Origin of the sequence: Candidatus Erwinia haradaeae, assembly GCF_900698935.1 — a bacterium.
GTDB classification, from domain to species: Bacteria; Pseudomonadota; Gammaproteobacteria; order Enterobacterales; family Enterobacteriaceae; genus Erwinia_E; species Erwinia_E haradaeae_D.
In genome coordinates, this window is the sequence record NZ_LR217715.1 from 494,279 (window position 1) to 508,219 (window position 13,941).

General features: G+C 30.7%; 6 protein-coding genes. 4 read left to right on the forward strand and 2 right to left on the reverse strand.

Features of this window, described 5'->3' with window-relative positions:
• Window positions 1–597 precede the first annotated feature (597 nt).
• On the forward strand, window positions 598–2,073 hold the full coding sequence (gene ubiD / locus ERCIKOCA2762_RS01555) for a 4-hydroxy-3-polyprenylbenzoate decarboxylase (protein WP_157988466.1): 1,476 nt from the start codon (window positions 598–600) through the stop codon (window positions 2,071–2,073).
• Between the two features lie 57 nt (window positions 2,074–2,130).
• On the forward strand, window positions 2,131–2,832 hold the full coding sequence (fre, locus tag ERCIKOCA2762_RS01560; RefSeq protein ID WP_157988467.1) for an NAD(P)H-flavin reductase: 702 nt from the start codon (window positions 2,131–2,133) through the stop codon (window positions 2,830–2,832).
• A 4,937-nt stretch (window positions 2,833–7,769) separates the two neighbouring features.
• On the opposite strand, the gene hemD is transcribed toward fre, so the two are convergent.
• Both hemD and hemC read right to left on the reverse strand, forming a co-directional pair.
• The gene (gene hemD / locus ERCIKOCA2762_RS01565) at window positions 7,770–8,519 is read right to left on the reverse strand and encodes a uroporphyrinogen-III synthase (protein WP_157988468.1); all 750 of its coding nucleotides are present in this window, start codon (window positions 8,517–8,519) and stop codon (window positions 7,770–7,772) included.
• The gene (hemC, locus tag ERCIKOCA2762_RS01570; protein ID WP_157988469.1) at window positions 8,519–9,457 is read right to left on the reverse strand and encodes a hydroxymethylbilane synthase; all 939 of its coding nucleotides are present in this window, start codon (window positions 9,455–9,457) and stop codon (window positions 8,519–8,521) included. The genes hemD and hemC overlap by 1 nt, the downstream gene beginning before the upstream one ends.
• A gap of 2,244 nt (window positions 9,458–11,701) precedes the next feature.
• Here hemC and ERCIKOCA2762_RS03590 point away from each other — a divergent pair.
• Together ERCIKOCA2762_RS03590 and dapF are read left to right on the forward strand one after the other, a co-directional pair.
• On the forward strand, window positions 11,702–11,821 hold the full coding sequence (locus ERCIKOCA2762_RS03590) for a lipoprotein (RefSeq protein WP_462804100.1): 120 nt from the start codon (window positions 11,702–11,704) through the stop codon (window positions 11,819–11,821).
• 132 nt (window positions 11,822–11,953) lie between these two features.
• Window positions 11,954–12,778 carry a diaminopimelate epimerase gene (gene dapF / locus ERCIKOCA2762_RS01575; protein ID WP_157988470.1) on the forward strand — a complete coding sequence of 275 codons (825 nt, stop codon included), beginning with the start codon at window positions 11,954–11,956 and terminating at the stop codon, window positions 12,776–12,778.
• Window positions 12,779–13,941 lie beyond the last annotated feature (1,163 nt).

Sequence of the window (13,941 nt, forward strand, 5' to 3'; positions counted from 1 at the left end):
TGTCATATAATCTATATATATCATTAATCTATATATAATCCTCTTTCATTAAAAGATTATGCTTAAATAAAATGTAAGTATTTCATCGATGGTAGTTCATCTTATATTTTTATTATCATTATGTTATCTCTATCTGTTAAAATCTCTCATTTAGACAAAAAAATAACATAGTCGGGTTAGATTATCTAACATATAAGCTCATGGGAAATATAGATCAATGACGATCACCATAATAATGGTTCGTTTGATCAGAAAGATTTAAATACGGAGTGTTGATACGATTGTAGTGTCGATCGATGAGATCCTAGTCAAATGAAGAAGGGATCATGTATAACAGTACCTTACTCATTCAGCGTAAAAAAGACATTGTTATTCAGCATTTAGAAATGTAAGAAAGACAGCTATCTTGTATAAGAGCATCCTACTCTAGTACATAATAATTTAATCTAACGTATAAAATTCATCAAATGGTTATGATAAGAATGATTAAAGAATATACATCTCATCAGTGATTTAAGATAAAAATCTTGCCAATCAATTCATGATGTTTAACTATATAAATAGCGTATCACTCATTAGTAATTCTATTGGAAAGTTATGAAATATACAGATTTAAGAGATTTTCTAGAACTACTTGAAAAGAGCGGAAAGTTAAAGCGCATTACGCAAGAAATTGATCCAAATCTTGAAATGACTGAAATTGCTGATCGTACATTACGTCTGCATGGCCCTGCTTTATTATTTGAAAATCCAAAAGGTTATAATATGCCAGTATTATGTAATCTATTTGGTACACTCGATCGCGTAGCGATGGGGATGGGGCAGAGCAATATACATGCTTTACGTAATGTAGGGCAATTTTTAGCTTGTCTCAAAGAGCCTGAACCTCCACAAGGAGTACGTGATTTTTTTAAAAAAATTCCACAATGGAAACAAGTCTTAAATATGCCAACTAAACGGGTTCGACAGGCATGTTGTCAAGACAATATTTGGCAAGATCAAGAAGTAGACTTGGGACGCATACCAATCATGAAATGCTGGCCAGGTGATGTTGCGCCATTAGTCACCTGGGGTTTAACGGTCACACGCGGCCCAAATAAAAACAGACAGAATCTAGGAATTTATCGCCAGCAGGTGATTGCAAAAAACAAATTAATCATGCGGTGGCTTCCAAATCGTAGCGGTGCATTAGATTTTCAGGCTTGGCGTGATCAGATGAATAAGAAACGTTTCCCTATTTCTGTGGTGATAGGGGCTGATCCAGCAACTATACTAGGGGCAGTGACACCTATACCCGATGCTTTATCAGAATACGCTTTTGCTGGATTATTACGTGGCGCTAGAACGGAAGTCGTACAATGTATCTCTAATGATTTAGAAGTACCCGCTAGATCTGAAATTGTGTTAGAAGGATATATTGAACCAGATGAAGTAGCGCTAGAAGGTCCATATGGTGATCATACTGGATACTATAATGAATCCGACATGTTTCCAGTATTCACGGTGACTCATATAACACAACGTAATGACGCTATGTATCATTCTACTTATACAGGACGACCTCCTGATGAACCTTCAGTGCTTGGTATGGCATTGAATGAAGTGTTTATACCTCTACTACAAAAACAATTTCCAGAAGTGATTGATTTTTATGCCCCCCCAGAGGGTTGCTCCTATCGTCTAGCGATAGTGACGATTAAGAAAAAATATGCTGGGCATGCAAAAGTTATCATGATGGGTATTTGGTCTTGCTTACGACAATTTACTTATACAAAATTTATCATTGTATGTGATGATGATGTCAATGCACGAGATTGGAATGATGTAATCTGGGCAATTACCACACGTATGGATCCAGCACGTGATATAACTCTTATACAAAATACATCAATTGATTATCTTGATTTTGCTTCACCAGTATCTGGACTTGGATCTAAAATGGGAATAGATGCCACTAATAAGTGGGCTGGTGAAACTCAGCGTACATGGGGATCTCCTATCCAGAAAGATCCTATAGTTACAGCTCATATTGATTTAATCTGGGATGAATTAAAGATCTGGAAATCAGAATAGTTTCCAACGTGACCACAATTCAATGGTTATGATAACAATTATTTAAAAGAGGCGTATGTGCCAACTATAATCTGTAAACTTTCCTCATTAGAGGAGATTACTGATAACATATATCGTGTTCGTTTAACCCCGGAATCCGATTTTAGTTTTCGCGCGGGCCAATATTTAATCCTTAAAATCACAGACAGCGATCATCGTGCATTTTCTATTGCTTCTACGCCTATAGAAAAAGATATTATTGAGTTGCATATCGGAGCATCTGAATACAATCTATATGCCATATCAGCGATTCAGCATTTTCAGAGCACCAATTATGTTAGTGTTGATATACCACATGGTCATGCTTGGTTAAGAGGAGAAAAAGTTTATCCACTGATATTAATTGCAGGCGGAACAGGGTTTTCTTATATTCGGTCCATTCTCTTGACAGCGCTTGCAGAACAGGCAGATAGATCTATTTCGTTATATTGGGGCGGGCGTGAGAAAAAACATTTATATGAACTAGATATGCTAGATGAGCTCGCATGGCGTTATCCTAACTTAAATGTGCATCCTGTACTTGAATATCCTATAAATGGATTTAATGGTCGATATGGCACTGTGTTAAATGCGGTCATGCAGGATTACCACTGTTTGTCCAGGCATTATATTTATCTGGCGGGTCCAGTGAGTATGGTTAGAAAGGCACGGGTATTTTTTTGTACTGAGCGCAATGCGCAGTCTTCGCTGATGTTTGCAGATGCGTTCAATATTATTTAATACACACGATATTAACAGTTAAAAACTTGATTGTCTTCTCGGCCTTGCTTATGCAGTCAATCGCATGACATCATTCTGATAATGATTGATAAAATGATTGGTCGTATGAATTACTCTATGTGTCCTCTATATTGAGAATGCATGTAGCACACGAATAGAAAAAGTCCATTCACAGATATGTGCTTTATGGAAAGATGTTAGATTGATGGCGTCTAACTTAAACTTAGAGCATGAGATTGATCTATATATAATAGGTGTTTACCATGACGATATAGATGATGTTATTGTAATGTACATAGTACATGCATTGCAAATACATGCAATTAGGTAACAGCACAATAATACAAAACAATTGTTTATTTAATTTTATTTGTAAGTGAGAAATCATGTGTGTTGCAGATTTTACTCCATTGGAAGTGCGCTAGATGATACTAATAAAACACAGAACGAAGTGAAAAATTTTACATGAGATTGCTATGCTGTACATGCTTTTCTTTTGACAAAAAATATTTTCGTTTCTTTTATTTATACATATCAATGTTTGTATTAGCTCTGTTTATAAAATTTATAAAAATAGTGTATGATGCAATATATCTAATACTCTATCTGTAAAGTTGTCACAGTAAATGTGACATAGTGCACGGATCATAAGATAGTTTTTTATGACAGATAGTGTATGGGCGTATCATTTCCTTCAGAAAATGCATCTATATTTGATATAAAATAATAGAAATATTACCGTATGATATTTCTATTATACCCGTAAGTCCTGTGAAGACATTTTTGAAACATACGCTCAATATATAGAGAGTCAGATTCTTGTACCAATACAACACTATATTACTGGGTTTGTTCTAAAAGAAAGAGATGACGAGAAGGCTTTTTCTATAATATAAATATGATCACCAATATTATTATGTGCCTGCGTAGGCTATATTTCATGTCATGAACTAGATAATATTAATTTTATATTTTTAATTATATATCAAGCCTCTTACAGAGATGTGATCTCATCACAATAATGATTGTGTTTTAATTAAGTACATATGCAAACTCTACATCTCATATTGTTTTTTACAGTGTGTCGCATGTAAGGTATTCATCTAATCACATGTAAGCAGAGTACACACTAAAACTGGAATCACCAACCAACCACTACCATCTCTGGTGCCATCAATATCTGAATCACAATATAAACTATAAAGGATCAGAACAGATCATTACTGAGTAGATAAAATAATGCAGGAAAATAATTCTTGCCTCTTGTGTACATGATTTAATATCGAAAATCTGATATTAATAAGATGTTTATTATGCCTTTGAGGACTTGAGTCAACCCGGTAGAGGGTGTTTGCAAAGTCAAAGTTTTAATATGGAAGAGCATTATATAGAAATAAATATTAGCTGCTGATTAAAGACGAAAAACAGAAGAGTTGTTTATTGAGAAAACTGTAACCATTCCGTCTCAAAGAAATTCTAAAATCATTTCTTTGTGTGATAAGTAAAACAGTATACAGATATTACAATATGCGTAACTATTATATCCCAATAAATCTGTAGTTAGAATGATAATATTAAGAATATTTGCGAAAACTTGATTGCCAGGTTCATGAAAGATCACAACCAAAGATCTTATAGAGATATCATTCTAGTTCCGGATAACAAAAAAAGAAGAATTTTAAATCAACTATTACAAAAAATAAGATAAAATATATGAATTAATTTGTAATTTTATAGAAATGTGCATTGATAGTTAATAAGATTTGTCTGCTGTGATTTCAATCAGTTCTCTACGATCTAAGAAACACATAATGGTTATCGTCACAATAAACAATCAATTATTACCATTAGATAAAAATTTATCATATTGCCATAAATTTCTTATAGTAGCCTTGGGGTCAATATCAGCACTAAGTAATCAAAAAATTACAATGCGGTTATTGCAAAGACTAATTCTACTGTACAGTAGATAACCAAAATTCTCTCTCGTCAAACACTTTTACGTGAGTTAGTTACTAGTATGGGTAGATGCAAGATATATAGCAACATATACCAAGATTAGTATACCTAGCTGCTAAAAAAGAAGATATTGACCTATCGCAATAAGATTAGTCATTGTAAGTAGCATATATGTAACAATAAATAGTGCAACTTAGATATAAACCGGAAAAATTACCGCGATATTTATCAGAAAAATAACTAAAAATACGAGATTTTGCGGTTTCGACTACTATCTGACTAGTTGTTTGCATAGTAAAAAATAAGAAATCTAGCGATTCAATCACTGAAGATGATATTAGCGCCAGAAGATTGTATAATCTGTGCACTACATAATAAATCTAGTTCCGATTATTCAGTATCAGGAAATTATCTGACTATAACGACTTATCACCTAGATTTTAGTATTTTGTTTTTGTGCATCGATATCGCTTTCTGATATCAGTAACTAGTTAGACTCTTTTCCATCTACATTAGATATGTTTTACGTGAAAATATGCACGAATCTTTAATAGGCTTAAATCTGAGCGCGTACATATTATAGGAGCATACTATATTGTGATATAGCTTTTATATACACATCGTGTAGTGATATGATGTAGAATCGTATTCTATGTATATGTAATACAATTATGGATACGCTAGAATACAAGATACCTATACAATAGTATACAAGATAGCTAATACTTTCGGCTTTACGTAGTAATAGATATGTGGATCACAATAACATTATTGATTTGTTTCGGATCTCGGTTTTTTATAAAGAACATATTCGTGCCTTCTGATTTCAGTGTTTTTGAACTTTTATTTGATATAATTATGTATAGACACGGTATTAGTGAGAAATTTTTATTTTGTTGTGTAGATATGTACGTTATGCATTGAAATATTATTAAATGACTTTCTAATTAATTACTATATGTAAAAAATATGTAAAACAAAAGAGAAGTAGCACTATATTAAAAACTTCTTAATATCTATAACAGGGTAGTAGGTATTCTGAATGAAATTAATCATATTATGATTTTTTCCTATTGTTCTAGTATTTATTATTAATGATTTTTGAAATCATTTTCAATACACACTATTGTTTTTTTAAAGTGAAAATTATCTTGATATATATGGTAAAAATTTATTTTTAATCTATTAAATATCTTGAGTTTCAATAAGACAATACAATAAAAAATATATTTTACCTTTGTGATGTAAGTTGTGTGTCTCAGCATGCTAATGCGATTATTTATAATGGCGTATCTCTATTATTTTCTGGTTTCTACATTTAACTACTAACTACCTGCATTCACTAGTTTTTTTATATTTAGTAAAATGTATATCTACATATATGTTATGTATGTTTCAAACATGCACTGCGCTATTATGATAGCAATTATTTTTAAAAAACATTCATTGTAACATTAACTAGATTTAAAATTAGAGTAATTGTCTAAAATTGAAATTATGAAACGATATGATCGAGATCAATAGTGACTAAATAGTAAAATCTTACGCATTTAAAAGCATTAAAATGATATGATGTTGTATTAATATAATAATTATTATCTAGCTTGGTATTAGACAAGCTTTTTCTCTTTTTTTCAGTATTTGATTTTTCAGTCATACTATTAATAGTGGGGATATAATTTCCACACGTGTTGTAAGATTCGGTGAATCACTTATTTATTTATATAGTATGCATGTGATTCCATTTTAATGCAAAGATACTTTCATGTACTTAAGGCCTATACAATTATCCATATTGTTTTTTGTTTCTTTATTTATTTATAAATCGTTTTAGGACTGCTGATTATTGTATTGCGACATCAAATCATGATTTTCATATAAATTACACTAAACTATGATTTAAAATATATTTTTTAAGTTTCGAGGACATCTATTGTTATGAATATTTGTCTTAAGTACGACATATCTCTAACTATAAAAGTTAAGAATTTAAAATAATTAAAATAAAAGAGTCGAGAGTATTTTAATTTTAATCAATAAATTATATCATTATCTATATGTATACCAAAAGAATATGTGAATATGACATAATAAAAACTGAATGACTACATTGTTAAGTATTATACATATATAACCATGTATTTACGCGCAAGAGTATTCATTCAATCTTTTTGATGTAATTAATTTCTATAAGAAGATCTTAATTGTATATAATGTAGAAATTTTTAAATATATATATCTATATTCTATATAGATAGCAGTCTTTTTTTATCGTTGTTTTGTTGAGGATAATAATATTATATATATCTATCTACTAAATGAGTTAAATATAATATATTTTTTGCGATTTTGTTATCATTCAGTATGTGTTTACTATGTTTATAACCAAAATATTTAATTTAATTAATGATGTATTATTTATTTATTTTTTGCAGTTTATATAAAGTATTTATGATATATAAAGTAAGATTTATATTTATGTTATATAAAATTACCATAATAACTATTGTGATATTATACACATAATTTCTCTCTAAGATGTACAAATATACAACATAGATTTTAATATATTTGCATTAAGAGTGTGTTCTGTGCACTTCAATTTTTTCCATTTATCTGATTTTTTCGTAGTATATCCATGATTGACCTACCTCCCATTGAAGTCATGATTACTCAATATTCTTTAGTAACTAATTAAAAAATAATTGGAAGATTAGCACCACTTGTTGTCCATTAGGATTAATCCTAATATTTTTTAAAAAAAGATTGAACTACTAACGTTGTCTTGCTGCATAACGATCAATCAAAAAATCATGTACTATCAATTAAACTTCATGCTGATCACTTAGCATATATACTAATGCAAGCAAGTATGAAAAATAATTAGTTTCTGAATGGATTAGTTATGGATAACACTCTAAGGAAATGCACTTAAACCTTGATAATTTGATATTACTAAAATCACCTTTAAAATATAATTAGGTGTCGACTGATATGGCATGTAACAATGCTGTATTATCTGCTCCAGATGAAATATGAACATTTTGCCACCCTAGATTGCGAGCTAAAATATATAAACGCTCACTGACAACAATCAGACGACATTGTAATAACCATTCTTCTCGATCTGTAATAGGGAACAACCCATAAAGTTGTTGCAGCATTTCGCCACTAGTGACCACAAGAGTATCCACACCCTCTGTACGCCAACGTCGTCCCTCTTTTTCACCATGATAGTTTTTTTTACAACGTTGATAACATTCAATCAACTCTACCGTGGCACCATAACGCAGTAAAGTATTCTCAAGCAAACTGCGTCCACCATTACCACATAAAATTACAGCATGCTTACCTTTTATAGATTGTAACGGTAACAAACGAATTAATATCTCACTAGTTTCTTGTTTAGTGGGCCAAGAAACTATACATCCACTGGTATTCTGAAAGGCTAATGCCGTACTACGCCCGATAGCATAATAGTGCAATATTGTTGGCCATGAGGCATTGATGCGTGCTAAAATAATCTTAGCATACCGGACAGAATTCTGAGAAAGAATAAAGACTAAATCTCCAGATTGTAGATTTTGTAGACGCGTAGGGAGGGTATTTAACTGCGCTCCCGCTCTAAATTCTATCAGTGGAAAAGCCCAAGCTATTCTACCTCGATGACGCAGAGCTCTCACTAGTTCATCTGAAAACGGAGACGGACGTGTGACTAGAATATTCATTAAAATATGGTGGTGGAAGAGATCGAGTTAAGAATGATACGAGCACCATTACCTAAAAGATATTCAGCTAGAAAGATACCAATTTGTTCGGCATCTTTTCGAGAACCCCGACAATCGCCACGTACTATCTGACTACCATCTAATGAACCGACAAGCCCACGTAACCAGAGATTATCGCCTTCTAAAATTGCATAACTGCCTATAGGTACGTAACAACCACCTGCTAATCTAGCATTCATAGCTCTCTCTGCCTGGATCTGATCATTCGTGTCATTGTGTTGTAAGATAGAAAGTAAGTCTATGGTTCTCCAATCGTCAAGTCGGCACTCGATACCGATTGCTCCCTGCCCCGCAGAAGGTAGTGACTCTTCTATTGGTATGATTTGATTGATACGATGGTCTAAATTTAATCTTTTTAATCCAGCTGCAGCTAAAATAATTGCATCATACTCACCTGAATCTAGTTTACTAAGACGGGTTCCAATATTGCCTCGTAGCACCTTTACGAATATATCTGGCCGATGGGAATAGAGTTGACACTGACGTCGTAGACTAGATGTTCCAATAATAGCATTGTATGGCAACATATCGACTAATTTATGTTTATTGGACACGAATGCATCATGAGGATCTTCACGTTTACAGATGGTGACTAATCCTAATCCTTTCGGAAAACTCATTGGAACATCCTTGACGGAATGAACGGCTATATCAGCACCGCCGGTGAGTATAACATGTTCTAGTTCTTTAACGAATACCCCTTTTCCACCAAGCTTAGTTAGTGAGGTGTCTAGGGTCGTATCGCCATGTGTTATTATTGGTATTAACTTGACATGTAGGTTAGGGTGGTGCGCTAGTAACCGCTGCTGAACAAAGTTCGCTTGCCACAAAGCTAGTGGACTTTTTCTAGTAGCAATCTTTAAGGTTTTATCTGACATATTTATACCAATTTAGACAAAGACCAACAACATCGATATTAGTGTGTTAGGATTCTTAGCCTATTAGAACAGTGGTATATATTCAAGAAACCTTAACATATACATCAAAGCAACATAAAATCTGGAAAAACTATCATTGATAGTGCACACACTAGCCTAGTGATAGTACGTAGAAAAACTATCTTATATGATATTAATCTACGCTTATAAGGTTCATGTCTTTATCGTTTCCTTTATAATAATATGATACTTTCTATGATCACGGATCAATGCAGCAAATGATACTAAATTTTGTGAGCGTTATTCCATTTCATGTTATAGCAGCACGAAATACGATTAACTTAAATCTTATACATTCTGTTCTTACATTTCATACTATAAAAAGACAGATTCAATATAATGAATTTTGTATTATAGGTCATGGTCTATCTTAAGAAAGTTATCCTTATTCAAACCATCACGTCAATTCTCTTAATCAATAAAATAATAATTGTTGATTGAAAAATAAGAGTCAAAACAGATAATCAATCGTATTACTACAACAATTATGCTAATTGAACAAATTGATTATTTACATAACATACTTAAAAATATTAAGTGTTTATATGATGAAAAATAATTATTTTAAAAATTTATTTAACAAATGATTGCTTTACATTTGAATGATAGTTATCTATGATAAATATCCAATAATCTTTCTATAATTTTATAGATCATAATTTTTACTGATTATATTTATAGATGTAGTCCTATAGAAAATGGCAAACCAATACTTCTAACATTATAATATCAATATATTGAATTTTATATTAAGCTAACTATTTTATAATTTATCAAAATTTAAACTAAGTATTTTATTTTGTGTTTTTTAGAATTATATTCTAATATAGATATACTTGACAATAGTATCTTCTATATTATAATTGTTGGTTAAATTTTATAGATGATACAAGTTACTGTATTTTATTATCTGAAAATAAATTATTATATATCATGTTTAAATCTTTATTAAAATGAAAATATATTGGTTAGCTAAAATTATATTTGAAATCTCTATATATTTATGATATAAAATATATTTGTAGTTTAATATAGCACAAAACGTTAAAAGCACAAAAAATTTTAAAAAACAATTTATATGATAATTCAAGACAATGTAATAGTATTACTACAATGATAGTACTCTTATCACTTATAATACAAGATTTCTCTATGATCACATTATTTGTTTTAAATAACAGATACATGGGTTGGAATTTCTTAATTAATACTTATAGGAGGTTGTTTTGTATATCAAATTTATTCGCGCTATACTCGCTAATTAAAAAAACATTAAGTTTTGAATTTTTGATTTAACAAACAAATATAATGCGATTATTATCCCATGATAATACGTGATACGCATGTAAATATTATTAATGATCATTGATGTCTTTGTAATATGCATTCTATGCAGAAAAAATATTCCTGCTATAGAGAACAATAGTGTTGTCTTTAATATAAGTAAAAATACATGCATGACTACAATAGGACTCTTACTTTTTTTAGAAGATTAGGAATATTGTATAATACGTATGCATTGATTAAACATTATAGACCCCATCATATTTCTCATTATTCTTAATAGATACGTGTCTTAAGTGAAAACATTATAATTTTATGAGCAGTATTCCTCAGCGTCTTACTTGATGTTTTAATAATATAATGGAGGTATTATAGAATCATGAGTGATTTATGTTTTAAAAAAACTATTTGAGGATACAGTTGTGTTTGTAGTCTAAGTAAAATTTCTGTTTGTCGCGTACAGCAAAGCTATTTTGATGTATAAAAAGCGATTAACTATACAACATAATATGTTGTAAGAAAATGATTAAATAGTATTTATCTATCTTCTACATGACGTCATATTCAATAGATCATTTTGTTGAGGATAGATCGATTATGTCAATGTAATTGATTTACTACAAAGCTATGAGTATCATTCATCATACACAGAGTTGTCACGCATGTGACTTATATAACAAAAACATAAAAGATGTAATAACAGTTTGATTTTACCAATATTGTCACCATGTACAATCTATAATTTTAATGTATGTAAAATCCTTCATGGTTATAGTCATGGTTATAGTTAAGAAACACTCTCTTTCATTTCTTAGAAAGATTTAAACTTCCTATACATGATAGGAAGAAATTATTTGACTAAATATAACCTATAGATATAACGGAAGACAATGAGTAAAAATGATGATGATAAAAATTATTTTTGGAATAGTCTGTGTCATTTTGGTTATTAGTGGCGTGGGATGTGGTTTTAAAGGTCCTTTACATGCTTCTGAAAACCAAAAGACACATCATCTCTAACATGAGATAGATCTTGCTCACATTAATAATTGAAATTTGTCGTGCTTATCGCTGAGTTATATCATACTGAAAAAACCATAAGGTATATATTCATATGCTTTAGTTATCATTATCGCATTTTCTGGAGAAAAAATGCAGTTTTCAAAAATGCACGGTCTTGGCAATGATTTTATGATCATAAATGGTGTCACTCAATATGTTTCCCTTTCTTTATCTTTAATTCGTTATTTAGCAGATCGGCATCGTGGTGTTGGTTTTGATCAGTTGTTAATTGTAGAACCACCTTATAACCCTAATCTTGACTTTCATTATCGCATCTTTAATTCCAATGGCGGTGAAGTGACACAATGTGGCAACGGAGCTCGTTGTCTAGCCCGTTTTGTTCACCTTAATCGCCTGACTAATAAAAATAATATTCATGTGAGTACAAAAGAAGGTTATATGATCTTGCATATTCTATCAAAGGATATGATATGTGTAAATATGGGAGAACCAAATTTCCTCCCAGAAAAGATTCCGTTTAAAACGGAAACTCAAGAGATCATGTATATGATGAGTATTTCTGGGCAAAATATTCTTTGCGGAGTTGTCTCAATAGGGAATCCACATTGTGTATTACAGGTGGATGATATAAGAACAGCTGCGGTTAAAAAAATTGGCTCTGCTATTGCAGAGCATGAGCAATTTCCTGAAGGAGTTAACGTTGGTTTTATGGAGGTTCTCCATCCTCAATATATTCGCTTACGTGTTTTTGAACGGGGTGTGGGTGAAACCTTAGCATGTGGTAGTGGTGCCTGTGCAGCAGTTGCTATTGGGATAACGCGAGACATTCTAGAAAACAAAGTAAGAGTTGATTTATCTGGCGGTTCATTGGATGTTACTTGGAAGGGGAAAGGGTATCCTATATATATGACAGGATCTGCTACTCATATTTATAGTGGATCCATCTATTTCTAAAGCATCTCGATAGCGATTTTTTTAGAATTATTATCATCCTAGCCTTATTCACATACTTTTTCTATGAAGGAAGTGTATAACCTATTTTATCAGCCGATTAGACTTTTCAGTCTATGAACTGACTGTAATAGATTAGGGTTTTTGTTTGTATTCATAATTTATGTAAGATCTATATTACATCCTAATAGATGATTGATCACCTTTGCCATACTATGCAGTATTTTCCAGATAAATATAAGTAACACGTTATCTTGCTAGATATAATCCAGAATTATATGATAAATAATCATTTTATTATTTGTAGTATCAACACACTATAATTATAGTTTATAGAAGTCTATAGTATTTAGTATACACATTATGTTCTGTATATTGACTAGTTGAGAATTAAAATAACATTCTATATGTATTTTATTTATGGGATATGATATAATTAGTCTCTAACTATCGACAAAAAATTCAATGACGAATATTAATTCGGTAATTTTTATGTCGATTAATTAGGTCCTTATATTGTATATCTTTCCTCTCAAAATATTTTACGTATATATGTTGTGTAGTATAGAGACACAAAAGATTAATGGCACGGTATGTATTAAAAATAATCCTAAAAACTATATTTAGTATACCATGGTTTATTTTTCATATCAAGGCAATTGATATTGATATGTTTAATTAACTTTTGGCAAAGAGTTATATAGACATTTTGAGGATTTAGACATCGGCTTATCAATGGTTTTTAATGCATTATTTTTAATAAAATTTTTATCTGATAAATACTTATGGTAAGTTTTTTAAATATTGTCAAAGACACCAATATACTTTTATTGGTATCAAGTCATATCGCATACATATAATTTATTTTTTATGTTGTCATAACACCTATAATTAATTATATCATCAAGAATCTTTTTCTGTGCAATAAGTGTACTACAGAGTATTTTGTTTCTTTATTTTATTTTTTAGTATAATTTATATCAATGTCTGCAAAGTTTTTATGATATACCATTAATTGGTTATTTTAATAAAAAACTACATCAACAAATAGTGTCTTTGATGTAGTTTTTGTATATTCTCCACACACTGTGATCTCTATTTTATAAGTATATTACTTAGATAACAATCTATGTTATGTATCATGTTAAATTTTTTTTCATAAACAA